Origin of the sequence: Microbacterium sp. 1154, from assembly GCF_031455375.1 — a bacterium.
GTDB lineage: Bacteria > Actinomycetota > Actinomycetes > Actinomycetales > Microbacteriaceae > Microbacterium.
Genome location: NZ_JAVDSN010000002.1, coordinates 339,888 through 364,201 on the forward strand (window position 1 = coordinate 339,888; position 24,314 = coordinate 364,201).

Annotated in this window: 17 protein-coding genes and 1 riboswitch; of the genes, 1 reads left to right on the forward strand and 16 read right to left on the reverse strand. The window is 68.3% G+C overall.

Annotated elements, in window-relative coordinates:
* Positions 1–39: 39 nt before the first annotated feature.
* From typA to J2X55_RS10915, 10 genes are all read right to left on the reverse strand, one after another.
* Positions 40–1,953, reverse strand: a complete 1,914-nt coding sequence (gene typA, locus J2X55_RS10870) for a translational GTPase TypA (protein WP_115917712.1) — start codon at positions 1,951–1,953, stop codon at positions 40–42.
* A 156-nt stretch (positions 1,954–2,109) separates the two neighbouring features.
* A complete protein-coding gene (locus J2X55_RS10875) occupies positions 2,110–3,789 on the reverse strand; it encodes an ABC transporter family substrate-binding protein (RefSeq protein WP_181906439.1) in 1,680 nt (559 codons plus the stop codon).
* Positions 3,790–3,793: 4 nt separating this feature from the next.
* Positions 3,794–5,962, reverse strand: a complete 2,169-nt coding sequence (locus J2X55_RS10880) for an ABC transporter ATP-binding protein (protein WP_115917708.1) — start codon at positions 5,960–5,962, stop codon at positions 3,794–3,796.
* A 16-nt stretch (positions 5,963–5,978) separates the two neighbouring features.
* Entirely contained in the window at positions 5,979–6,902 is a 924-nt protein-coding gene (locus tag J2X55_RS10885; protein WP_115917706.1) for an ABC transporter permease, read from the reverse strand.
* Position 6,903: 1 nt separating this feature from the next.
* Positions 6,904–7,884, reverse strand: coding sequence for an ABC transporter permease (locus J2X55_RS10890; protein WP_309823376.1), 981 nt, complete (start codon positions 7,882–7,884; stop codon positions 6,904–6,906).
* 221 nt (positions 7,885–8,105) lie between these two features.
* Positions 8,106–8,654: a PH domain-containing protein gene (locus J2X55_RS10895; RefSeq protein WP_309823378.1), complete on the reverse strand. Its 549-nt coding sequence runs from the start codon at positions 8,652–8,654 to the stop codon at positions 8,106–8,108.
* 38 nt (positions 8,655–8,692) lie between these two features.
* The gene (locus J2X55_RS10900; RefSeq protein WP_115917700.1) at positions 8,693–10,357 is read right to left on the reverse strand and encodes an ABC transporter ATP-binding protein; all 1,665 of its coding nucleotides are present in this window, start codon (positions 10,355–10,357) and stop codon (positions 8,693–8,695) included.
* Positions 10,354–11,301, reverse strand: coding sequence for an ABC transporter permease (locus tag J2X55_RS10905; protein ID WP_115917698.1), 948 nt, complete (start codon positions 11,299–11,301; stop codon positions 10,354–10,356). The genes J2X55_RS10900 and J2X55_RS10905 overlap by 4 nt, the downstream gene beginning before the upstream one ends.
* Positions 11,291–12,220, reverse strand: coding sequence for an ABC transporter permease (locus J2X55_RS10910; protein WP_115917696.1), 930 nt, complete (start codon positions 12,218–12,220; stop codon positions 11,291–11,293). Before J2X55_RS10910 ends, J2X55_RS10905 begins: the two co-directional genes overlap by 11 nt.
* Positions 12,221–12,384: 164 nt before the next feature.
* On the reverse strand, positions 12,385–14,004 hold the full coding sequence (locus J2X55_RS10915) for an ABC transporter substrate-binding protein (RefSeq protein WP_309823380.1): 1,620 nt from the start codon (positions 14,002–14,004) through the stop codon (positions 12,385–12,387).
* A gap of 164 nt (positions 14,005–14,168) precedes the next feature.
* Here J2X55_RS10915 and J2X55_RS10920 point away from each other — a divergent pair, with 164 nt between their 5' ends.
* Positions 14,169–15,023 (forward strand): type II CAAX endopeptidase family protein, encoded by an 855-nt coding sequence (locus J2X55_RS10920; RefSeq protein WP_309823382.1) that lies wholly within the window; start codon positions 14,169–14,171, stop codon positions 15,021–15,023.
* A 3-nt stretch (positions 15,024–15,026) separates the two neighbouring features.
* Here J2X55_RS10920 and J2X55_RS10925 read toward each other — a convergent pair whose 3' ends face one another.
* The 6 genes from J2X55_RS10925 to J2X55_RS10950 form a co-directional block, all read right to left on the reverse strand.
* Positions 15,027–16,703 carry an ABC transporter substrate-binding protein gene (locus tag J2X55_RS10925; RefSeq protein ID WP_309823383.1) on the reverse strand — a complete coding sequence of 559 codons (1,677 nt, stop codon included), beginning with the start codon at positions 16,701–16,703 and terminating at the stop codon, positions 15,027–15,029.
* A gap of 210 nt (positions 16,704–16,913) precedes the next feature.
* A complete protein-coding gene (gene gcvP / locus J2X55_RS10930; protein WP_396653263.1) occupies positions 16,914–19,700 on the reverse strand; it encodes an aminomethyl-transferring glycine dehydrogenase in 2,787 nt (928 codons plus the stop codon).
* Positions 19,701–19,789: 89 nt separating this feature from the next.
* Positions 19,790–20,164 (reverse strand): glycine cleavage system protein GcvH, encoded by a 375-nt coding sequence (gene gcvH, locus J2X55_RS10935; RefSeq protein WP_309823386.1) that lies wholly within the window; start codon positions 20,162–20,164, stop codon positions 19,790–19,792.
* Complete coding sequence (gene gcvT, locus J2X55_RS10940; protein ID WP_309823387.1) at positions 20,161–21,285, reverse strand: glycine cleavage system aminomethyltransferase GcvT; 1,125 nt, start codon at positions 21,283–21,285, stop codon at positions 20,161–20,163. Before gcvT ends, gcvH begins: the two co-directional genes overlap by 4 nt.
* Positions 21,286–21,445: 160 nt before the next feature.
* Positions 21,446–21,540, reverse strand: a riboswitch (glycine riboswitch).
* Between the two features lie 538 nt (positions 21,541–22,078).
* Positions 22,079–23,908 (reverse strand): alpha/beta fold hydrolase, encoded by a 1,830-nt coding sequence (locus tag J2X55_RS10945; RefSeq protein WP_309823389.1) that lies wholly within the window; start codon positions 23,906–23,908, stop codon positions 22,079–22,081.
* Positions 23,905–24,201, reverse strand: a complete 297-nt coding sequence (locus tag J2X55_RS10950) for a hypothetical protein (RefSeq protein ID WP_309823391.1) — start codon at positions 24,199–24,201, stop codon at positions 23,905–23,907. The genes J2X55_RS10945 and J2X55_RS10950 overlap by 4 nt, the downstream gene beginning before the upstream one ends.
* Positions 24,202–24,314: the final 113 nt, after the last annotated feature.

Consider the following 24,314-nt stretch of genomic DNA (forward strand, 5'->3'; position numbering starts at 1 on the left):
AGCACGAGGCTGGGCGGGGCCGTTCGCGAGCGGGATGGCTCAGGCGTTGGCATCCTGACGCTTGAGGCGCGAGGCGGCACGGCCGCGCTCGGTCGCGTCGAGCACGACCTTGCGGATACGGACCTTCTCGGGCGTGACCTCGACGCATTCGTCGTCACGGGCGAACTCGAGCGACTCCTCCAGCGTGAGCACACGCGGCGGCGTCATCGACTCGAAGGAGTCGGAAGTCGACGAACGCATGTTCGTGAGCTTCTTCTCCTTGGTGATGTTGACGTCCATGTCGTCGGCGCGCGAGTTCTCGCCGATGACCATGCCCTCGTAGACCTCTTCGGTGGGCTGCACGAAGAAGCTCATGCGCTCCTGCAGGGCAATCATGGCGAACGGGGTGACGACGCCCATGCGGTCGGCGACGATCGAGCCGTTCTGACGGGTCGTGATCGAGCCCGCCCAGTCGTCGTAGCCGTGCGAAATGGCGTTGGCGATACCGGTACCGCGCGTGATGGTGAGGAACTCGCTGCGGAAGCCGATCAGACCGCGCGACGGGACGACGAACTCCATGCGCACCCAGCCGGTGCCGTGGTTCGTCATGTTGTCCATGCGTCCCTTACGGGCGGCCATGAGCTGCGTGATCGCGCCGAGGTGCTCCTCGGGGGCATCGATCGTAAGGTGCTCGAAGGGCTCCTTGAGCTTGCCGTCTTCGCCGCGCTTGGTGACCACCTGGGGCTTGCCGACGGTGAGCTCAAAGCCCTCGCGACGCATGTTCTCGACGAGGATCGCCAGCGCCAGCTCGCCGCGGCCCTGGACCTCCCACGCGTCGGGGCGTCCGATGTCGACGACCTTGAGCGAGACGTTACCGATGAGCTCGCGGTCGAGGCGGTCCTTGACCATGCGGGCGGTCAGCTTGTGCCCCTTGACCTTGCCCATGAGGGGCGAGGTGTTGGTACCGATCGTCATCGAGATGGCCGGGTCGTCGACGGTGATCGCCTTGAGCGGGCGCACGTCTTCGGGGTCGGCGATGGTCTCGCCGATCGTGATGTCGGGGAAACCGGCGATGGCGACGATGTCTCCGGGGCCGGCGTCTTCGGCGGGGTAACGCTCGAGCGCACGGGTCTTGAGCAGCTCGGTGACGCGGGCATTGCTGGTGGTGCCGTCGGCGCGCACCCAGGCCACGGTCTGGCCCTTCTTCAGCGTGCCGTTGAAGATGCGCAGCAGCGCGAGGCGGCCGAGGAACGGCGAGGAGTCGAGGTTGGTGACCCAGGCCTGCAGGGGGGCCTCGTCGTCGTACGCCGGGGCCGGGACGTGCTCGAGGATCGCGCCGAACAGCGGCTCGAGGTCGTCGTTGTCGGGCAGGGCGCCGTTGTCGGGACGGTTGAGCGACGCGGCACCCGCACGGCCCGAGGCGTAGACGACCGGCACGTCGAGCAGGGCGTCGACGTCAAGGTCGGGCACGTCGTCGACGAGGTCGGACGCGAGGCCCAGCAGCAGGTCGTGCGCCTCTTCTTCGACCTCGGCGATGCGCGCGTCGGGGCGGTCGGTCTTGTTGACCAGCAGGATGACGGGGAGCTTCGCCTCGAGGGCCTTGCGGAGCACGAAGCGCGTCTGGGGCAGCGGGCCCTCGGACGCGTCGACGAGCAGCACGACACCGTCGACCATGGACAGGCCGCGCTCGACCTCGCCACCGAAGTCGGCGTGGCCGGGGGTGTCGATGACGTTGATCGTCACCGGCACGTCGGAGTGGATGCCGTTGTAGGTGATCGCCGTGTTCTTGGCGAGGATCGTGATGCCCTTTTCGCGCTCGAGATCGTTCGAGTCCATCGCGCGCTCCTCGACGTGCGCGTGGTCGCCGAACGAGCCGGTCTGGCGGAGCATGGCGTCGACGAGAGTCGTCTTGCCGTGGTCGACGTGCGCGACGATCGCGACGTTACGGAGGTCAGGACGAAGGGCGTGCGCCATGGAGGGTCTCCAGGAAAATTCGGGGTGGTGCCCGGAATCGGGCCTGCCTAGTCTACCGGGCACCTACGACACTCCCGGGCAGGGGACGTTCAGGAAGCGCCGCGGCGTGAAAAAGGGGCGGGATCCCGCAGGATCCCGCCCCTCTTCGTCACCGGATCAGGAGTTGGCGAAGCCCACGATCGTCCAGTCGATGGTCTCGAACTGGGTGGCGCCCCAGTTCACGAGGCCCTGCTTGACGGCGTAGACGTTCGGCAGCGGCGCGATCGGAATGATCGGCACGGACTCCCAGAGCACCTTGTCGATCTCCTGCGCGGTCTGCAGACGCGCGTCGGGGTCGAGCTCCGAGTTGGCCTTGGCCCACAGGGCGTCCAGACGCGGGTCGGCGATGCCGGTGTAGTTCTGCGCCGAGTCGACGGGCGTGAACAGCGAACGGCTCGAGGAGATCGGGTAGGCGGTGCCCTGCCACGAGAACGTCACCATCTCGAAGTCGCCCTTGATGACGTAGTCCGAGAAGTAGCTGCCCACGGGGACCGAGACGAGCTCGACCGGGATGCCGACCTCGGCGAGGTCCGCCTGGATCTGCTCGGCGCGCTGGATGTTCGTCGTGGTGTCGGCGGGGACCGTCACCGTGAACGAGAGGGCGGTGCCGTCCTTCGTCCAGGAGTCGCCGTCCTTCGTGTAACCGGCGTCCTCGAGGTACTTGGTACCCGCGTCGACGTCGTAGGGCAGCGAGTCGTCGGTGTAGCCGTCCTGGCCGGGCATGAAGATGTAGCTGCCCTGCGTGATGGCGGGGACGCCGACCGGCGAGTTCGCGTTGTTCGCGATCTGTCCGCGGTTGACGATGGAGGCGATGGCCTTGCGGACGTTCACGTCGGCGAGCGGTCCGCTCGAAGCGCGCATCGTGATGTGCGTCCAGGTCAGACCGTTCGACGCCTGGATCTCGGCCCCGGGCACGTTCTGTGCCGTCTGGTAGAGGTCGGCGTTCGAGCTGATGTTCAGCGCGTCGATCTCACCGTTGCTGAACGACGTGCCCTGCTGGCTCTGGCTGACCGCGCGGAAGACGACCGAGTCGAGCTTGGGCTTGTCGCCCCACCAGTTGGGGTTCGGCTCGAGGGTCGCGACTCCGGCCGTCGAGTCGAAGCTCGCGAGCTTGAAGGGGCCGGCGGACGGGAGGGCCTTGGTGAGGTACCCGGTGTTGAAGGTGTTCGGGTCGTTGGCGACGCTCGCGGGGAGCACCTGGCCGAAGAGGCTTTGCCAGTCAGCGAAGACCGACGAGAAGGTGATGACGACGTCGAACTGGTCGGTGCCCTGCTCGACGGAGGAGATCTGGTCCCACCCGGTGGTCGAGATGACGACGTACTCCGGGTTGCTGCCGTTGTTCGCCTTCCAGGTGGCCTGGTAGTCGGCGACGGTGATCGGCGTGCCGTCTTCCCACTTGGCATCCGGGTTGAGCTTGATCTCGACCTTCTGGGGGTCGGTGCTGGTCAGCTCGACGGACGAGGCGTAGTTCGGGTCGACGACGGGCTTGCCGTCCTCGCCGATGCGGATAGGTCCACCCTGCATCGCCGCGACGATGTTGTTCGTGTTGACCTCGTTGCCGTCGATCTGGAAGTTGTTCCAGTTCACGGGCATGGAGTCGACCGCGAGAGTCAGCGTGCCGCCGTCCTTGACGTCTGCGGCGTCAGCACGCACCCACGCAGTCGACGGCAGCGAGTTCTGGTCTTCGGGGTTGGCCGACGGCGCTGCGGTGTTGCCCGGCGCGCACCCGGCGATCGCCAGGGCGGCGGCACTCAGCAGCGCGAGAGCGCTGAGAGCCTTCGCTTTACGCATTCTCATGTGATCAATCCTCTCGTTGGTGATCGGGAAGGGCCCCCGTCGACGTGGTGCCGTCGGTCGGGGACGTTCGGGGGGAACCGGCCGACACCGTCTCGAGGACGAGGTCGGACCGTTCGGCGTAGTGGCACGCCACCTGGGAGTGCGCCTGAAGACGCAAGCCCGGGTCGTCGTTGTCGCACCGGCGCCGGTCGGCGTCGGGCAGCAGGCGGTAGAGGGGGCACCGCGTGCGGAAGCGGCATCCCGAGATCTCCTGCGTGGGACTCGGGAGGTCGCCGTCGAGCAGGATGCGCGTGCGCGCGCGCTCGATGCGCGGATCGGGGATGGGCGCCGCCGAGATGAGGGCCTTGGTGTACGGATGCCGCGGGTCGTCGAACACCTCATCGACGGGGCCCTGCTCGACGATGCGTCCGAGGTACATGACCGAGACGTCGTCCGCGATCTGACGCACCACCGCGAGGTCGTGCGCGACGAACAGGAACGAGAGCCCAAGCCGCTCCTTGAGGTCTTCGAGCAGGTTGATCACACCGGCCTGGATCGACACGTCGAGCGCCGAGACCGGCTCGTCGAGGACGACGACCGCGGGGTCGGTCGCGAGAGCTCGCGCGATGCCGATGCGCTGGCGCTGACCGCCCGAGAACTCGTGCGGGTAGCGGTCGGACATGTTCGGGTCGAGCCCCACGAGGTCGAGCAGCTCCCGCATCTTGCGATCGCGCTCGGCGCGCGGGACGCCCTGCACCAGCAGCGGCTCGGTGATGACCTCGCCCACCGGCAGGCGCGGGTCGATCGCGCCCATCGGGTCCTGGAAGACGATTTGGATGCCCTTGCGCAGCGCCGCCTTGTCTTTGCGACCCACCGTGGCCACGTCGGTGCCGTTGATTCGGATGCTGCCGCTCTGCGGAGCGACCATCTCCATGATCTCGAGGATCGTGGTGGTCTTGCCGCACCCCGACTCCCCCACCAGACCCATCGTGCGACCCGGCTGGATCGAGAACGAGATGCCGTCGACGGCGCGGACCGTACCGACGCGACGCGGGAAGACGGCGCCCTTCATCAGCGGGAAGTGCTTCACGAGGTCGGTGACCTCGACGGCCGGGGTCACGTCGGGGCGCAGCGGCGGGATCTCGCCGAGCGCCTCGGGCCGGGGGAAGATGTCGGGTCGCGAGAGGGCACCCGAGGCGATCTCGCCGGAACGGATGCACGCGGCGACGTGGTCGGGCACCGCTCCGTGCACCTCGAGCGCGGGCTCGACGTCGTGGCACGCGTCGATCGCGATAGGGCACCGTGCGGCGAAGGGGCAGCCCTTCGGCAGCGCTGCGAGGGACGGCGGGCGCCCCTCGAGAGGGACGAGCCGCTGCGCACCCGCGGTCTGCATGTTCGGCACGGAGCGCAGGAGCCCCACGGTGTACGGCATGTGCGGGTCGTGGAAGATCTCGTCGACCGTGCCGCGCTCGACGAGCTTGCCGGCGTACATGACCGCGACACGGTCGGCGTGGCCGGCGACGACGCCCAGGTCGTGCGTGATGAGCACGACGGCGGCGCCCGTCACCTCACGCGCCTTCTGCAGCACCTCGAGGATCTGCGCCTGGATGGTGACGTCGAGAGCGGTCGTCGGCTCGTCGGCGATGATGACGCGCGGGTCGTTGGCGATCGCCATGGCGATCATGGCGCGCTGACGCATTCCCCCCGAGAACTCGTGGGGGTACGCGCGGGCCCGACGCTCGGCATCCGGGATGCCGACGAGCTTGAGCAGCTCGACGCTGCGGGCGTGCGCACCCTGGGCGCTCAGGGAGCGGTCGTGCAGCCGCAGCCCCTCCGAGATCTGATCGCCCACCGTGTAGACGGGCGTCAGGGCCGAGAGCGGGTCCTGGAAGACCATCGCGAGCTCGGCGCCGCGGATCTTCGACAGCTGGGCGTCGTTCATGCCGAGGAGTGAACGCCCGTCGTAGAGGATGTCGCCCTCTACCTGCGCGTTCGAGGGCAGCAGGCCCATGACCGCGAGCGAAGACACGCTCTTGCCTGAGCCGGACTCCCCCACGATGCCGAGGAACTCGCCCTCGTGCACGTCGTAGGAGATGCCGCGCACGGCGCGGACGGCGGCCCCGTCGCGCTGCGGGAAGGTGACGCTGAGGTCGCGGACCGACAGCAGCGGCGAGCGGCCGGTCGAGGACAGCATGGTGGCGGATCGGGTGTCAGTCACGGTTCGCTCCTGAGGTGGGGTCGATGGCGTCGCGCAGGGCGTCGCCGATGAGGCTGATGGCCAGGAGCAGCACGATCAGCACGCCGGCGGGGTACACGAACAGCCACGGGCGGGTCACCGCCGCCGACGTGCCCGACGCCAGGAGCGTGCCGAGCGAGACGTCGGGCGCCTGGACACCGAAGCCGAAATAGCTGAGCGAGGTCTCGGCCATGATGGCCGAGACGATGCCGAGGGTCGCGTCGATGATGAGCAGCGACGCGATGTTGGGGATGATGTGGCGGCTCAGGATCTGCCGGGTCGGCATGCCCATGTACCGCGCGGCGCGGACGAAGTCGCGGTTGCGCAGGGACCGGGTCTGGTTGCGGACCACCTGGGCGAGGATCATCCAGCTGAACACCGCGAGGAAGAAGGTCAGCGCGATCCACGACAGTCCGCGGGTGAGCGGGCTCAGCAGCACGAGGATGAAGAACGACGGGATGACGAGCAGCAGGTGGATCAGCCAGCCGATGACCGCGTCGATCTTGCCGCCGAGGTAGCCGGCCAGCGAGCCGACGGCCGCCGCGATCAGCGTCGCTCCGATACCCGCGAGGGCACCGATGATGAGCGATTTCTGCAGTCCGACGAGCGTCTGGGCGTAGATGTCCTGGCCGATGCCGTTGGTGCCGAACCAGTGCAGCTGGGTCGGCCCCAAGCCGACGTTGAGGAAATCGCGCTGGGTGGCGTCGTAGGGGTAGAGCAGCGGACCGATGAAGGCCCACAGCACGATGAAGACGAGGATGCTCGCGCCCACCCAGAAGCGGGGCATCTTGCGCAGACGCGAGCGGACGAGCGCTCCACGCGAGAGCGGCTTGCGGTCGCGGGTGACAGGGCTCGTGGCGACGAGCGTTCCGTCGAGGGCCTCTTCCTGCATGGTCATGTCAGCTCCTCACTCTCGGGTCGAGTGCGGCGTAGAGCACCTCGGACAGGGTCGATGACAGCAGGACCAGCACGGCGACGAACAGGGTCGACCCCGCCACGGCGTTGATGTCCTGCTGGGTGACGGCGTTGAGCTGGAACTGCCCCATGCCTCGCCACGAGAAGACGATCTCGAGCATGGTCGAACCGGCGATGAGGGTGCCGAAGCTGTAGGCGAAGAACGTCGACATCGGGATGAGCGCGATGCGCACGCCGTGACGGAAGAGCGCCTGCGTGCGCGGCAGACCCTTGGCGCGGGCCGTGCGGATGTAGTCGGCGCCGAGCACGTCGAGCATCATGCTGCGCTGGTAGCGCGAGTACGACGCGGCGCTGATGAGCACCAGGGCGAGGGTGGGCAGCAGCAGGTGCACAGCGCGGTCGGCGATCATCGGCCAGAAGCCCTCGACGCCCGCGGTGTACTCCCCCGTGAAGCGGATGAGCTGCGTGCCCGCGGCGTTGTTGAGGTTGGTCGCGCCGATCATCAGGAGAACGCCGATGACGAACGTCGGCGTCGCGAACACGAGGTACGAGGCGTAGGTGGTCACCTGGTCGGTGGCCCGGTACTGGCGCACCGCTCCCCACACGCCGATGAGCACGCCCACGATCGCTCCGATGAGCGAGCCGATGAGCAGCAGGCGCAGGCTCGTCCCGGCGCGCGTCGCGATCTCGGTCATGACGTCCTGGCCGCCGATGGTGGTGCCGAGCGAGAACTTCGTGAACAGGTTCACGAGCCAGTTCCACAGGCGCACGAGGATCGGCACGTCGGGGTTGGCGCCGAGAGCATCCAAGCTCGCGATGATCGACTCCTGCGGAGGACGCGGATTCATGCCGTAGAAGCGGTCCTGGGGCCGCAGCAGAGCGCTGCCGAGCACGTACGCGAGGCACGTCGCCAGCAGGCTCAGGACGGCGTAGTTCACGAACCGTCGCAGAACGTACAGCGTCATGAGGTGCGCGAGCCCGTCCGGAGCACATCGGGGGTCAGCATCATGGGTGGTCCTCTCGCCTTCGAGATCCCCGCCTATTCGTTTGCCTGGCTAAGGATCTTCAGCGACCCTACGTCGGCTTCCCATGAAACGAGTGCCGGGGGAACACACTTTTCACGACCGTAACAAAGCTCTTACATGGCGCTTTGCCACTGCGGTGTCCGTCGAGCGCAGCATCGCGCTCAGCCGAGACCGCCTGAGATGAACAAAGCGATGATAACCCAGCCGACCAGAACCAGCAGGGAAATGACCGAGGGAATGTCCCACGAGCGAGTCACGACCCCGCTCTTCGCAGCGGTGCGTCGCGCGGTCTCCCAGGACTCCTGGATGAGTTGGAGGTCGCGGATCGCGGGGGGCTCGCGCCGGCCCCGCGCGTCGTCGCGGCGCAGCGGCGGTCGGCCGGGACGCCCCGCGACGGGGCCGCCGAAGGCCTTCACCACGCGCGGTTCGTCGGTGCGGATCTCGAGCTGCCAGCGCATGTCGATGTCGGCCACACGCGCCCAGGCGATGTCGACGATGCGCAGAGGATTGTGGATGCGGATGCCGTCGGCATCGATGCGCACGTGCGGGGCGTACAGCAGGGCGTAAACGGCCCACAGCGCCAACAGCACCCACGGCGCCAGCAGGAGCATCTCGCCGACGCCGGCGCGGAGCGCGGCATCCCCCAAGAGGACGACCGCGAGCACCGCGCCGACGATCAGGCCGACGATCGACGACGGGGCGCGGAACACCCTTGGATGCTCCGCGCCCCGGAAGCGCTCGTCGCGCGTCACGCGCCGCCCAGCGAGAGGGAGGCGCCGGGAATGGCGTCGAGCAGGCGCCGCGTGTACTCCTGCGACGGCTGGGCGAAGATCTCGTCGACCGTGCCCTGCTCCACGAGCTTGCCGCGCTCCATGACGCACACCAGGTCGGCGGCGACGCGGACGACGGCGAGGTCGTGCGTGATGAACAGGTACGTCAGTCCCAGCTCGGACTGCAGCTCCGCCAGCAGCTGGAGGATCTGCGCCTGCACCAGCACGTCGAGAGCCGAGACGGCCTCGTCGAGCACGAGGATGTCGGGCTTGAGCGCGAGCGCACGCGCGATGGCGACGCGCTGACGCTGTCCGCCGGACAGCTCGTTCGGGTAGCGGGATGCCAGCTCCTGGGGCAGCGCGACCTGCTCGAGCAGCTCCTCCACACGGGCGCGGCGCGAGGCACCGTCACCCACCTTGTGGATGTTGAGCGGCTCCGCGATCAGGTTGCCGATGCTGCGGAGCGGGTCGAGCGAGCCGTACGGATCCTGGAAGACCGGCTGCATGCGACGGCGGAGGTTGAAGGTGTCCTTCGCGTTCAGCTTGCCGGTGTTGACGCCGTCGACCTCGATCGAGCCCGAGGTGGGCTCCTCGAGCTTGAGCACCATCTTCGCGATCGTCGACTTTCCCGAGCCCGACTCGCCGACGAGGGCGAGCGTCTTGCCACGCGGGATCTCGAACGAGACCCCGTCGACGGCACGGAACTGCTCGCTGCGGAACCCGCCCTGGCGGATCTTGTACTCCTTGACGAGGTCGGTGACCTTGACCGTCGCGGGAGCATCGATGTCGGACTCGCGCAGGATGCCGCGGTCCTCCACCTTCGCCTGGATGCGCTGCGACGCGATGCTGGGGGCGGCCGCCACCAGTCGCTGCGTGTACGGGTGCTGCGGGTTCTCGAGGATCTCGCGGCTCGGACCCGACTCGACGATCTCGCCCTGGTTCATCACGACGATCGTGTCGGCGCGCTCTGCGGCGAGCCCCAGGTCGTGCGTGATGAGCAGCACCGAGGTGCCCCGCTCGCGGGTGAGGGATGCCATGTGGTCGAGGATCACGCGCTGAACGGTGACGTCGAGGGCCGAGGTCGGCTCGTCGGCGATCAACAGCTTCGGGTCGGCCGCGAGGCCGATACCGATGAGCGCGCGCTGGCGCATACCGCCCGAGAACTGGTGCGGGTACTGGTGCAGTCGACGCTCGGCGTCGGCGAGACCGGCCTGCTTCAGCACCTCGATCGCGCGCTGCTCGACCTCTTTACGGCCGGTGGCGATGCCGTTCGCGCGGATCGCCTCCTTGACCTGGAAACCGATGCTCCACACGGGGTTCAGGTTCGACATCGGGTCCTGGGGAACGTATCCGATGTCCTTGCCGCGTACCGATTCGAACTGCGACTGGCTGAGATCGGTGAGCTCGCGCCCGTCGAGGGTGATGCTGCCGCCGGTGACGTGACCGGTGCCGGGGAGCAGGCCGATGACCGCCGAGGCGGTGGTCGACTTGCCGGACCCCGACTCGCCGACGATCGCGACGGTCTGACCGGGGTACACGTCGAGGCTGACTCCGTGGAGGACCTCGCGCGTGCCGCCTTCTCCCTGGAATGCGACCTTCAGGTCGCGCACGGACAGCAGCGGCGTCATGGTGGCGTCGCTCATCGGCGGGCCCTCGCTCTCGGGTCGATGGCGTCTCGGATGAGCTCGCCCAGCAGGATGAAGGCCAGCACCGTGACGGTCAGGGCGACGGACGGCCAAATCAGCGCCAGCGGCGCGATGCGCAGCGACTGCTGCGCCTGGCTGATGTCGTTACCCCACGACATGGTGTCGCCGCCCAGGCCGACGCCGAGGAACGACAGGGTCGCCTCCGCGACGATGGCCGCCGCGAGACTGATCGTGGTCACCACGAGCAACGGGGCGATGGCGTTCGGGATGACGTGGGTCAGCAGCGTCCGGAAACGCGTCTGACCGAGCGCCTGCGACGCTGCGACGTAATCGGCCTGGCGCACGCGCAGCACCTCGGCGCGCACCACGCGCGCCGTGGACGCCCACGCGAACCCGCCGATCGCGAACGCCAGGGTGACGACGTTGCGGTACTGCGAGAACACGCTCATCACGACGATGGCCGCGAGGATGTAGGGGATTGAGAAGAAGATGTCGCCGATGCGCGAGATCACCGCGTCGAGCCATCCGCCGTAGAAGCCCGACAGCGCGCCCATGATCAGGCCGATGATCGTTCCGATCGCGGTGGCGAGCAGACCGACCGACAGCGAGGTGCGCGCTCCCCACACGATGCGCGAGAAGGTGTCGCAGCCCTGGAAGGTGAAGCCCAGGATGTGGCCCGAGGTGGGACCGGCGTTGCTGTTGGACAGCTGGCAGTCGTTGTTGGGCGGCACCTGGGTGAACAAGGTCGGCCACACGGCCATGAGGATGACGACGGCCATGACGGCCAGCGCGATCCAGAACGTGGGGCGACGACGCAGGTCGCGCCACGCGTCGAGCCACAGGTTGCTCTTGCGGGCGGCGACGCGAACGGCGTCGACCGAGATGGTCTCGGTCTTGATCGGCGCGACGTAGTGCGGCGCCGGGAACTGACTACTTGACATAGCGGATCCTCGGGTCCAGGAGGCCGTACAGGAGGTCGACGACGAGGTTGACCAGCACGTAGATGATGACGAAGACGGTCACGAACGAGACGACCGTGGGCCCCTCGCCGCGAATGGTGGCCTGGTAGAGCGTGTTACCGACACCGGGGATGTTGAAGATGCCCTCGGTGACGGTGGCGCCGACGAGGAGCACACCGAAGTTCGTCGCGGAGTTCGTGATGACCGGGATGAGCGAGTTGCGCAGCACGTGCACGGGGATGACGCGGCGACGCGACAGACCCTTGCTGTAGGCGGTGCGCACCCAGTCCTGGTTCAACGTGTCGATGACCGAGCCGCGCATCAGGCGCATGCTCGTGGCGAAGAGGCTGAATCCGAGCACGATGGCGGGGAGCCACAGATCGCCCCAGTTGTTCTGGGCACCCACCGTGGGCTTGAACCAGCCGAGCTGGATCGCCAGGAAGTACTGGGCGAGGAAGCACGCCACGAAGATCGGCAGGGCGACGAACAACAGGGCCACGATGAGCGCGACGTTGTCGAACAGCTTGCCCTTGCGGATCGCCGAGATGGTGCCGACCACGACGGCCAGGACGAGCTCGATGGCCAGGGCCATCACCGCGAGGCGGCCGGTCACGGGGAGCGTACGTGCGAGCACCTCGTTGACGGACTGCCCCGAGAAGGTGGTGCCGAGGTCGCCCTGGAAGATCCCGCCGATGTACAGGATGTACTGGACGATGAAGGGCTGGTCGAGGTGGTACTGCGCGCGCAGGGCTTCGACGACCTGGGGCGCGGGGGTCTTGTCGCCGAAGAGGCCGAGGATCGGGTCCCCCGGCATGGCGAAGACCATGAAGTAGATCAGCAGGGTGGCCCCGAAGAACACGGGGAGGACCTGCAGCAGACGTCTGAGGATGTAGCCGAGCATCCGCTCTCTTTTCGAACGTGGGAAACGCCTCATCCGACGTTTTTAGGGGGGCGTGGGCCGCGAAAGGACCCGTGCCGTTTTATCACACGTCGTGATGAGGCCTGGCTGGCAGACCGCGAGGCGGTGACGAATCCGTCACCGCCTCGCGGGTGAGATCGGAAGGGTTACTTCGTGATCTCGTAGTACAGCGGAACCGAGTTCCACCCGAACTGGACGTTGTTCACGCCCTCGGCGTAGCCGCCGGTGACGTTCGAGTACCAGAGCGGGATGGCGGGCAGGTCCCGCAGGAGGACTTCCTGAGCCTTCTGGAAGTCGGCGTTCTGCGTCTCCTGGTCGGTCTCGGCGATGCCGGCGGTGAGCAGCTGGTCGAACTCGGGGTTCGAGTAGTCACCGTCGTTCGACGAGGCGTCGGTCGCGTAGAGCGGGCCGAGGAAGTTGTACAGACCGGGGTAGTCGGCCTGCCATCCCGAACGGAACGTGGTCTCGATGCTGCGGTTGGTGACCGCCGAGCGCAGTTCCTTGAACGTCGGGTACGGCGCGCCGGACGCGTCGATGCCGAGGGTGTTCTTGACCGAGTTCGTCACGGCGTCGACCCAGGACTGGTGTCCACCGTCGGCGTTGTAGGCGATCTGGAAGGTACCGGTCCAGGGCGAGATGGCGTCGGCCTGGGCCCACAGCTCCTTCGCCTTGTCGGCGTCGAACTTCAGCACGTCGGCGCCCGTGAGCGAGTCCGACCAACCCGCGATGACCGGCGAGGTGAAGTCGCTGGCCGGGGTACGGGTGCCCTGGAAGATCGTGTCGGTGATCTCGGGGCGGTTGATGGCCATCGACAGCGCCTGACGACGCAGCTTGCCCTCTTCACCGCTGAAGTGCGCGAGGCGCGAGGGGATGGTGAAGGACTGGAACACCGCGGCCGGCTGATTGACCGCACGGTCGCCCAGGTCGGACTCGAAGGTGGCCAGCGACGACGAGGGAACGCCGTCGATCACGTCGACGTTGCCGCCGAGCAGGTCGGCGTACGCGGCATCCTGGGTGGCGTAGAAGATGATCGACAGACCACCGTTCTCGACCGTGCGACCGCCCTGGTAGTCGTCGTTCTTGACGAGGTCGATCTGCACGTTGTGCTGCCATGCGCCGGTGCTGGCCAGCTTGTAGGGGCCGTTTCCGATCGGGTTCTCGCCGAAGGCCGCCATGTCGGTGAACGCGGCGTCGGGCAGCGGGAAGAAGGCCGAGTAGCCCAGGCGCAGCGCGAAGTCGGCGGCCGGCTTCGACAGCGCGATCGTGAAGGTGTAGTCGTCGACCTTCTGCAGACCGGTCAGCTCGGAGTCGGCGTCGTAGCTGAAACCGACGATGTCCTCGAAGAAGTAGCTGTTCAGCTGGTTGTTCGACAGCTTGGCGCCGTAGTTCCACGCCTTGATGAAGTTGTCGGCCTTGACCTCGGTGCCGTCCGTGAACTTCTGACCCTTCTTCAGGGTGACCGTGAGGTTCTGGGGGTCGTTGGTGACGATGGACTCGGCCATGTCGTTGACCGGGGCGCCGGTTCCGTCGTAGTAGACCAGACCCGCGAAGATCGAGTCGAGGATCTTTCCTCCACCGACCTCGTTGGTGTTGGTGGGGATCAGCGGGTTCTGCGGCTCCGAGCCGTTCGTCCGAATGATCGCCGTGGCGTCGCCGCCCGATGACGAGCCGCCGCCGTTGTCTCCGCCGCCCGAGCAGCCGGCGAGCATAAGCCCGACAGCTCCCAGCAGGGCGAGACCGGAGAGGGCAATCTTGTTGCGCTTCACAGTTCCTCCAGGGAAGGGATGATCGTCGCCCACGCAGGGCCTTCGCGCAGCACAAGGCGCGCGAAAGATCCGTCGGGCAGGATGAGAACACACTAGGCACGTTTACCCAGGTGCCCCAAACTCCTCTGAAAAACGTTACACAGCATTTACTCGAGAGGCTCTCCATGGAGCAATATGACAAGCGGCGGCGATCGCGGGGCCCCGCGGATTGGACGTATCCTCCGGCCATCGACCGCGGCGACACCTATCGGCGACGACGACTCGGCTGGGAGATCGCCATCGTGCTGCTGGTCAGCGTCGGTCAGTCGGCGATCTACTCGGTCGTCTCGTTCGTGCGGGCGGCCACGCGCGCACCGATCTCTCAGCAGCAGACGCAGCTGAACCCGTCGCGCAGCGCCGAACCGCTGTGGGACGCGATCTACCAGTTCCTCGACATCTTCTTCTCGCTCGCCCTGGTGGCCCTGGCCATCTATCTGCTGTGGGAACCGGCGAACAACGCCCTCCGCCGCATCGGCCTCGATTTCCGACGCTTCGGCGGCGACGCCGCGCGCGGTCTGCTGCTGGTGGTTCTGATCGGCGCACCCGGGATCGGCGTGTACGCGATCGGCCGGGCACTCGGGCAGAGCATCGCGGTCATCCCTGCTCCCCTGGACTCGTCGTGGTGGGTCATCGCGCTACTCATCCTCGCGGCACTGCGCGCCGGCCTCACCGAGGAGGTCATCTTCCTCGGGTTCCTCTTCGACCGCCTACGGCGTCTCGGCTGGTCGTGGACGGGGATCATCGTCTCGACGGCCCTCCTGCGGGGCAGCTACCACCTCTACCAGGGATGGCCCTCGGCGCTCGGCAACGTCGTGATGGGGCTGGTCTTCGGCTGGTGCTACAAGCGATGGGGTCGCGTGATGCCCCTGGTGGTCGCACACACGATCATCGACATCGTCGCCTTCGTCGGGTATCCCCTCGCCGCAGCGTGGTGGCCGGGGATCTTCGCCCCCACTCCCGCGCCGTCCCCGACCTCCTGAGGCTCAGGACTGCGGCGGCGACCAGGTCCAGAACGCCGGCGGCAGACCGTTGGGCTCGGAGGTGTAGGTCACTCCCCCGACGCCCGCGGCGCTGACGACCGCGCCCGTGCGCTCGAGCAGCGGCACTCCCGCGTACGCCGCGAACAGCGACCGGTCGATGAGTTTGGCCTCCGACAGGACGTCGACGGGGTCAGTGCGCGTGGTGAGGTCGTCGAAGAGCTCCTGGGTGTCTCCCCCGTCGATCCCTTCGGCGATACGGTCACGCGCCGACCGGTAGAGGCTCTCGTCCTCACCGACCCACGAGAGCGTGGCATCCGGGACCTCGGTCGCCGTCGCCGCGCGGACGGCGATCCCCGCCTTGGCGGCCATCGAAACGAGGCGCGGGAACACCAGCGACGCCGTCGGATCGGTCGTGTCGTAGGCGACGCGGAGCACGGCCGCCCGGTCGTTCAGCGCGGAGCGCGCGCCGTTCACGTCGGCCCCCGTGCCGGGAGCGCCGTTCCCCGAGACCAGGTCGTTGTAGAGCTGGCCGGTCGCCGGCGACGAGAGGAAGGACTGCAGGGGCTGAGCATCGGGACGGACGGCGCCGAGGACGTCCTGGACGAGCGAGGAACGGTCGAGCGACAGTGTCGTCGCCTGGCGGAGATCGGATGCCGTCGTCGCGGCGAACCGTAGTTGCAGCGTCTCGGAGGTGGGGCCCACCTGGACGGTGAAGCCCGCGTCGGTCAGGGTCTTGCGCTCGGCGACGTCGAGGTCGCCGACGTTGGCCACGTCCACCGTGCCGGCTTCGAGCGCCGACAGCTGGGCGGCCCGATCCGGGAAGAACTTCACCGTGAGCCCCTCGAGACCCGGGAAGTGGTCGCCCCGATAGCTGTCGCGGCGCGCGAGCTGAAGGGTGTCAGCCGTGATCTCCGACACCGTCCACGGGCCGGACGACACCACACCGGCGGGGTCGGTGCCCGGCGCGAGGTCGAAGCCCGTGTTCCAGGCCTGGGCGGCGGCGGCCAGCACGGGATTCGGCGTCACGGGCGCCTGCGGGTCGCCCTCGGGCGCGGTGAGGATCGCCGTGAGCAGATCCTTGACGCTCACACCCGCGCGCTGCGCGACGACGTGCACGGGCCGGTCGAGCAGCCACTGCCGGTTCCAGTCCGCGAACGGCTGGTCGTAAGTGAGCATGAGCGTGTCATTCGCGCGGTCGAGCCGCGGCCGCGTCGTCCGGGCGTTGGGGTCGGCGGGCTCCGCGGTGTCGAAGTAGCGGGTGCCCGACACGACCTGGCCATTGGCGTCGTAGGTGGCGTCGTCGAAGAAGTGCGAGGTGACGGCCCAGCCGAACAGCAGGTCGTCGAGGGTGACCGGTGTGCCGTCCGACCACACACGGTCGGAGAACAGCTCGTAGCTGACGGTCAACGGGTCGCCCTCGACGCGCGTGATGCGTCCGAGCCCGTTGTTGGGCACGACCTGCAGGTTGCCGTCGAGCGAGCCGAGCTTCTCGTCGAGGAGGGCGGCCACGGCGCGGTTGGCGGCCGTGTCACCCGCGGCGCTGGCGGCGTTGTAGCTGGTGGGCGAGCCGACGATCCCGACGGTCAGGCTCGTGCGCTGCTCCTTCGCCGGCTCGGGCGCGGGTTCGGCGGCCGAGCAACCGGCGAGCGCGAGCCCTGCAGCGACGACGAGGGCGATCATCCGCCCCGGGCCGCCACGGCGTCGAGTCGGTCGAGAAACATCGTTGAGCCCGTGGTGCACAGGGGGCACTTTACTAAACGCCCCCTGAGGATCTGCCGGTGCGCGCCGTCCGGCTCGGCGAGCGCTGAGCGGCACCTCACCGGCGCTCCCCCGCGGACGAGGGAAGGATGCCGGCCAGATGCCGCTCAGCGACGGTCCACGGTCACCGGCTCAGGCGAACGCCTCCGGCGGCGGGCAGGAGCACACCAGGTTGCGGTCGCCGTAGGCCTGGTCGATGCGCCGCACGGGCGGCCAGTACTTGCCGCGGATGAGCGAACGCACCGGGTACACGGCCGTCGCGCGCGAATACGGGTGCTCCCACTCCCCCATCACGACGGTCTCCGCCGTGTGCGGCGCGTTCACCAGCGGATTGTCGTCGGCGGGCCACTCTCCCGCGGCGACGGCCAGAGCCTCGTGCTTGATGGCGATCATGGCATCCACGAAGCGATCCAGCTCGGCGAGGTCCTCGCTCTCGGTGGGCTCGACCATCAGGGTGCCGGCGACCGGGAACGACATCGTGGGCGCGTGGAAGCCGTAGTCGATGAGGCGCTTGGCCACGTCGTCGACCGTGACACCCGTCTGCTCCTTGAGCGGACGCAGGTCGAGGATGCACTCGTGCGCGACCAGGCCCCCCTCACCCGCGTACAGCACCGGGTAGTGCTCGCGCAGGCGCGTGGCGATGTAATTGGCCGAGAGCACCGCGGCGGCCGTCGCCTGACGCAGCCCCTCGGCGCCCATCATCCGCACGTACGCCCACGAGATGGGAAGGATTCCGGCGGAGCCGTGCGGAGCGGCCGACACCGGCCCGCCGTCGAACACGCCGCCGGCGTGATCCGCGCGCTGCGAGAACGGGTGCGACGGCAGGAACGGCGCGAGGTGCGCCTTCGCCGCGACGGGACCGACACCCGGACCGCCCCCGCCGTGCGGGATGGCGAACGTCTTGTGCAGGTTGAGGTGCGAGACGTCGCCACCGAGGTCGCCGAAGCGGGCGAAGCCGAGCAACGCGTTGAGATTCGCGCCGTCGACGTAGACCTGGCCGCCGGCGTCGTGCACGGCCTGCGTGATCTCGAGCACGTCGTGCTCGTACACCCCGTGGGTCGAGGGATACGTGATCATCAGCGCCGACAGCGCCTCGGCGTGCTGAGCGATCTTGGCGCGCAGATCGTCGAGGTCGACGTTGCCCGCCTCGTCGCACGCGACGACGACGACCTTCATGCCCGCGAGGATCGCGGACGCGGCGTTGGTGCCGTGCGCCGACGATGGGATGAGGCACACCGTGCGCTCGGAGTCACCGTTCGCGAGGTGATAACCGCGGATGGCGAGGAGTCCCGCGAGCTCACCCTGTGATCCGGCGTTCGGCTGCAGCGACACCGCGTCGTAGCCGGTGACCTCGGCGAGCCAGCGTTCGAGCTGGTCGATCATCTCGAGGTAGCCGTGCACGTCGGCCTCGGGCGCGAACGGGTGCACGCGCGAGAACTCCGGCCACGACACGGCCGCCATCTCGGTGGCCGCGTTGAGCTTCATCGTGCACGAGCCCAGCGGGATCATGCCGCGGTCGAGCGCGTAGTCGCGATCGGCGAGCGACTTGAGGTAGCGCATCATCGCCGTCTCGCTGCGGTGCGTGTGGAAGACGGGGTGGGTGAGGTATTCGTCGTCTCGGTGCAGGGTCCCGTCGATGCCGCGCAGCGCCTCCCCCTCGGGCAGATCGCCCATCGGGAGCCCGAACGCGTGCAGGACGGCCGAGATGTCGGCATCCGTCGTCGTCTCATCCACCGAGATGCCCACGGTCGCATCGTCGACCCAGAGCAGTTGGTATCCCCCCTCGCGGGCGCGGTCGACCACGTCTTGCGCGCGCCCGGGAACGTGCACGCGCACGGTGTCGAAGAACGCGTCGCTGTCGAGGGTCAGGTCGTACGAGCGGAGAGCGGATGCCAGGGCATCGGCCTTCTGCGCGACCCGCGTCGCGATCGCTCGGAGGCCGTCGGGCCCGTGGTAAACGGCGTACATCGCGGCCATGACGGCGAGGAGCACCTGGGCGGTGCAGATGTTGGAGGTCGCCTTCTCGCGGCGGATGTGCTGCTCGCGCGTCTGCAGTGAGAGGCGGTAGGCGGGGGCGCCGACGGCATCCTGGGACACTCCGACGAGACGGCCCGGCAGCTGACGCTCGAGGCCCGCCCGCACGGCCATGTAACCGGCGTGGGGTCCGCCGAAGCCGAGCGGCACACCGAAGCGCTGGGTCGTGCCGACCGCGACGTCGGCGCCGAGGGCGCCGGGCGAACGCAGCAGGGTGAGCGCGAGCAGGTCTGCCGCCGCCACCACGAGTCCGCCGTTCGCGTGGACCGACTCGGCGACGGCCGAGAAGTCCCACACGCGGCCGGTCGCACCGGGGTACTGCACGAAGGCGCCGAACGACTCGGGCAGCTCGCCCGCGAATGAAGTCTCTTCAATGCGGATGCCGACCGCCGCGGCACGGTGGTGCAGCAGTGCCTTGGTCTGCGGCAGGGCGTCGACGTCGACGAGGAAGACGTCGGTCTTCGCCTTCGACGCGCGGCGGGCCACGAGCATGCCCTCGACGACCGCGGTGGACTCATCGAGCATCGAGGCGTTCGCCGTGGCGAGGCCCGTGAGGTCGGTGACCATCGTCTGGAAGTTGATGAGCGCCTCGAGCCGGCCCTGGGAGATCTCGGGCTGGTAGGGCGTGTACGCGGTGTACCAGGAGGGGTTCTCGAGCACGTTCCGCGCGATCACCGACGGGGTGACCGTGTCGTAGTAGCCGAGGCCGATCAGGGGGCGGGCCGAGCGGTTCGCGGTGGCGAGCTCGCGGAGCTCTGCGAGCGCCTCGGCCTCGGTCGCGGCGGGCGGGATCGAGCTGGTCGCGCGGGGCTGGACGTGGATGGATGCCGGGACTGCGGTCTCGACGAGCGCCTCGACGCTGTCGTAGCCGACGGTCTCGAGCATGCGGGCCTGGGCCGCCGCGTCGACGCCGATGTGGCGGTCGACGAACACCGCGGGCGTTCCCGCGTCGGTGCGCGGAGGAAGAAGAGTGCTCACGCGGTGAGCTCCTCGTAGGCGGCACGGTCGAGCAGGTCGGCGGGGAGCTCGCCGTCGACGCGGATCTTGATGAGCCATCCGCCGGCGAAGGGCTCGGCGTTGACCAGGGAGGGGTCGTCGACGACGGCGTCGTTGACCTCGACGACCGTGCCGGTGATCGGGGCGTAGAGCTCACCGACCGACTTGGTCGATTCGATCTCGCCGCACACGTCGCCCGTCGAGACCGCGGAGTCGGCGCCGGGGAGCTCGACGAAGACGACGTCGCCGAGCTTGTCGGCGGCGAAGTCGGTGATGCCGACGGTGGCGATGTCGCCCTCCAGGGCGATCCACTCGTGCTCGGACGTGTAGCTGAGGGCGGTGAGGTCGGTCATGCGTTTCTCCGATAGAAGGGAAGGGCGGTGACGGTCGCGGGGATGCGGGTCCCGCGCACGTCGATGGTCAGTTCGGTTCCGAGTTCGGATGCCGCGGGGTCGACGAACGCCATCGCGACGGGGTGGCCGAGCGTGGGGCTGAGGGCTCCGCTGGTGATCTCTCCGACGGTGTCGTCCCCGTGCAGCACGGCGTAGCCGGCGCGACCCGCGCGACGACCCGCAGAGACGAGGCCGACGAGCACGGGCGCCTCGGCAGATCCGGACGACAGGCCGTCCTTTCCGACGAACGCCTCTTTGTCGGTGGCGACGACGCGGCCGAGTCCCGCCTGGGCGGGGACGATGTCGCGCGAGAGCTCGTGACCGTACAGCGGCATGCCCGCCTCGAGGCGGAGGGTGTCACGCGCAGCGAGGCCACATGGTACGAGACCGTGAGCAGCACCCGCGGCGAGCGCGGCGTCCCACAGCGCGGCGGCCTGCGCGGTGGGGATCATGAGTTCGTATCCGTCTTCGCCGGTGTACCCGGTGCGGGCGACGAACAACGGTGCGTCCTCGAACGTCCCCTCGGTCCAGGCGTAGTAGCCGAGCTCGTCGAGAGCGGTGCCGGTGATCTGCACCCCCGGGGTGGAGCTCAGGATGCCGCGCGCCTCGGGCCCCTGGAGGGCGATGAGGGCGTAGTCGTCGGTGACGTCATCGACGAGCGGCGCTTCGGGGAACGTGCGCCGCGCCAGATCGAAGGCCGAGGCCACGGCATCCCGATTACCGGCATTGGAGATGACGAGGAAGCTCTGCTCCCCCGTGCGGTAGACGATGACGTCGTCGACGATGCCGCCGCTCTCGGCGAGCACCAGCGAGTACTTCGCCTTGCCGATCTTCATGGTCGACAGGCGCCCGGCGAGCACGAAGTCGAGGAACGCGGGCGCGGCCTCGCCCTCGACGCGGAACTCGGCCATGTGCGAGATGTCGAACAGCCCCGCGGCCGTGCGCACCGCGTGGTGCTCGGCGAGGTCGGAGGTGTAACGCACGGGCATGTTCCAGCCGCCGAAGTCGGTGAACGAGGCACCGAGGGCCTCGTGTCGATCGTTCAGCGGCGACGTGCGCGGTGGAGCGGGGGTTTCGGTCATGAGTTCTGCCGTTCGCGATGACGGACAGACGTCGGACGACGCCTGGAGAACTCCCCCTCTGTCATGGACCTGAGAGTTTCACCCGCGCGGTCGAATCGAGCGCGGGCTTTCACCGTCGGCGGACCCGGGACGGTGCATCCGGGTCTCTTTCCAGAGTGGCCCGATCGACGCGGTACGCGTACCTGAGAGATTGGCGGGGAGGCTTGCTCCTTCGGTGTCCGGCTGCGTTCGCCGGAGCTCTCCCGCATCGATCATGGGGCCGGTGTGGACTTGTGGGGTCAGCCTAGCGGAGCTCGGGCGCGGGTCGTGAGATGTTCAGCCGTTGTCCTGCTTGCGGAGCTCATCGGCATCGCCGGATGCGCAAAGCGATTCGCCGGCTATGAAGTAGTTGCCAGGTCCTGTGGAGAAGGTAAGCCCCTCGACGGGTCCGCCGCTTCCGTAAACCACGTATGCGGGACTTTCCACGAGACGCACGTCCATACCTAAAGACCGCCAGTAGTCGGCCACCGCCCGTGCATCCGCTTCGTGATGGCCCTCAGGGGCCGGAGCACCGTATGTGAACGAGTAGTTCGCTCGCATCCCGGCCCGCGCCCCGCAGTCTCCAACCTCTGGCGCGTGACTCCGAGACCACCCCGCGACATCGAGCTGGGCCGCACTGGCCTCTATCGTGCTGACGAGTGCGTTTCGCGCTTCGTCTGGACTCATCTCCGCCTCCTTTGACGTGCCGCATGCCGAGACAACGAGCAGCACACTCGACAGCAGGAGTGCTAGCGATACTCGCTGCGCGCGCGAGCTATAACCCTCTGCCATGTGTCAATCCTTCGATGAGTGCTTTCTGGAAGGGCGTTGGGCCGGGCGCAACGTATGGCGAAACCCCGTCGCCTTGTCCCGTCGTCGCGAGCACCACGTTTCTCAGCGACTCGGTGCGCGTATCAAGGTAACCGTTGCCGCTGGATGTGAGCACGCCGTGATCCGTTACCGGTTCGAGGCCTGCGCCTCCCGCAACGCTGAAATCATGAGAGCCGAAACCAGGGCTCACCGGGTCCACAGGGTGCAGTGGGGATAGACGTCCCGTCCACGCCCACTGATCGCCGCCCGCGGGGTCGACGGCCCACACATCTTGCGCCTGCCCCGAGAAGACAGCCTCCGCGTGCAGGTCGGTCGCCGAGTCGATCTCTGGCGGGAGCCCGGCTGAACCCAGAGTGACGTAAGAGTCCACATGCACGTCGTCACGGGTCAGCGCGATAGATGAAGTGGTCGTCCCATAGGAGTGGGCTACCACGTTCACTTGCGCCCCCGGATGCAGAACCTCGAGGGCAGAGAGGTCACGGGCGAGGTTGTCCGCGCCTCTCTCTGCGAAGGCGGTGCCCATGACGTCGAAACCGCCCTCGATGATGGGCACGGGAGGCGTCTGATATCCCACCCACGCCACCACTGCGTGTGTTCTCCCCGGATCCATCTGGTCCTGGAGATCGGCGAGGTTTTGGGAGGCGCGCGTCCAGTTCCCCATTCCCTCCGTCGTGGTTCCCATGCCGGGCACCGCGTATGTGATGTTGTCTGCGGTGTCGAGATCGCCGATGGATATCGCGGCGAGAGGGGGCGAGTCCCCCGTGAGAGTGATGAGGTGTCGAGGGGCGCCGCCGGCAGGTGGCGTCAGCGACGACTCGATGTTCTCAAGGCCTTCCACCCGAGAACGCGCACGATCGAGCCGCTCGGCATACGCCTCGGCGGCGGCCTGTCCCCCGACGATCTCGTCGTATGTCGGCGGCTTCTCCGCCTCGGCCAGCGCCGCCCGCGCGTCTGCGAGTTGGTCCTCCAGCCAGATGCGGTTTGCCTCGTCGCGAGCCGCGTAGGCGACTCCTCCGAGGTTGCCGATGATCGACGGCGCGGCGTGGATGAGCGCGTCTTTCTGCGCCGCGTCTAGGTGCGACCACCAGGGTGCGACGGCCGCAGGCTCTGCCTGGGCGAGAATCCCGGCGAGGTTCGGACGGGCCCGCAGAAGAGCGGCCACGCTCCCGGCATCCGCGCCGGCGAGAGCGTCAAGCACTTGGCCGGGGTTCGCGCAACCCGTCAGGAGAGCCGCCCACTCGTCAGCGCCGAGGCCGGGAACGGCGATCGCGGCGCGAAGCCCGGCAGCCGCCTTCTGCGCGGCATCGCGGAGTGCCGCACGCGCATCCGCGAGGACCGCTCTCGCCTCTGCTCGCGGTCCGGAGCCGAGGAACGCTCGTCGGTCCGGCCCGAGCCAACCGGTGGGCGTGGCGGGCGGCTCCTCGAAAGCCGCAGCGTCGAGCGCGTCGGCTCGGTCCCACAGATCGACGGCGTCTCCCGCCCGTGCCCGTGCCGCGTCGATCGCGGCGGCGACGTCTTCGAGTGCCGATCCACCGTGCCGGAAGGCGGTCGCCATGGCGGACCAGCCGGACGCCACTTCCCCGACACGCGTCCCGTAGGCGTAGGCCGCTTCACCGGTCCAGTCCGCGACCGCCTGCATCGCCCGAAGCGTTGCCCCGACCTCGTCGGCGTTCTGCTCACGCCGCCTCCACGCGGAGGCCGCCCGATACAGAGCGACGACATCGCCGGCGATGAGGGCGGATGGGTCTCGGGTATCACCGAGTTCGGCAGTCACTCGATGACCCACCCCTCGACGGCGCCCAGCGCTCGAATGTCGGCCTGGGTGCTGGCATCCAGGCTCTCGAACATGTCCGCGACCTCGCGCAGCCCCGCCGCGAGCGCCTGGACACCACGTCGACGTTCGGCGGTGCAGTCGTTCATGCACCCGACGAACTCCGCCAGGGCGAGGCTCAGGTCGGGCTGGTCTGCGACGGAGAAGCCCCGGATGTCGGGCTCGTCGGGCACGACATCGACCATCTTCGCCGCCACCCGCCGCACCTCATCGACGGATATCGAGATGTCCCCCATGCGCAGGAGCATAGACAGATGACGCAGCGACACGGGGCGCCAGAGGGAAATTTCACCCGCCCCACGGCCGACGGCCCTCGTCGCCGGCGGGGCCGAGAGCGCTCGCCGAAGCG

What these genes read in the sequence shown, in the direction of transcription:
- J2X55_RS10875 (WP_181906439.1), bottom strand. Translation starts at nt 3,789, where the DNA reads ATGAGAATGCGTAAAGCGAAGGCTCTCAGCGCTCTCGCGCTGCTGAGT.
- J2X55_RS10900 (WP_115917700.1), bottom strand. Translation starts at nt 10,357, where the DNA reads ATGAGCGACGCCACCATGACGCCGCTGCTGTCCGTGCGCGACCTGAAG.
- typA (WP_115917712.1), bottom strand. Translation starts at nt 1,953, where the DNA reads ATGGCGCACGCCCTTCGTCCTGACCTCCGTAACGTCGCGATCGTCGCG.
- J2X55_RS10890 (WP_309823376.1), bottom strand. Translation starts at nt 7,884, where the DNA reads ATGACGCTGTACGTTCTGCGACGGTTCGTGAACTACGCCGTCCTGAGC.
- gcvT (WP_309823387.1), bottom strand. Translation starts at nt 21,285, where the DNA reads ATGACCGAAACCCCCGCTCCACCGCGCACGTCGCCGCTGAACGATCGA.
- gcvH (WP_309823386.1), bottom strand. Translation starts at nt 20,164, where the DNA reads ATGACCGACCTCACCGCCCTCAGCTACACGTCCGAGCACGAGTGGATC.
- J2X55_RS10880 (WP_115917708.1), bottom strand. Translation starts at nt 5,962, where the DNA reads ATGCTGTCCTCGACCGGCCGCTCGCCGCTGCTGTCGGTCCGCGACCTC.
- J2X55_RS10920 (WP_309823382.1), top strand. Translation starts at nt 14,169, where the DNA reads ATGGAGCAATATGACAAGCGGCGGCGATCGCGGGGCCCCGCGGATTGG.
- J2X55_RS10950 (WP_309823391.1), bottom strand. Translation starts at nt 24,201, where the DNA reads ATGGGGGACATCTCGATATCCGTCGATGAGGTGCGGCGGGTGGCGGCG.
- J2X55_RS10910 (WP_115917696.1), bottom strand. Translation starts at nt 12,220, where the DNA reads ATGCTCGGCTACATCCTCAGACGTCTGCTGCAGGTCCTCCCCGTGTTC.
- J2X55_RS10885 (WP_115917706.1), bottom strand. Translation starts at nt 6,902, where the DNA reads ATGACCATGCAGGAAGAGGCCCTCGACGGAACGCTCGTCGCCACGAGC.
- J2X55_RS10925 (WP_309823383.1), bottom strand. Translation starts at nt 16,703, where the DNA reads ATGATCGCCCTCGTCGTCGCTGCAGGGCTCGCGCTCGCCGGTTGCTCG.
- gcvP (WP_396653263.1), bottom strand. Translation starts at nt 19,700, where the DNA reads ATGCTCGAGACCGTCGGCTACGACAGCGTCGAGGCGCTCGTCGAGACC.
- J2X55_RS10905 (WP_115917698.1), bottom strand. Translation starts at nt 11,301, where the DNA reads ATGTCAAGTAGTCAGTTCCCGGCGCCGCACTACGTCGCGCCGATCAAG.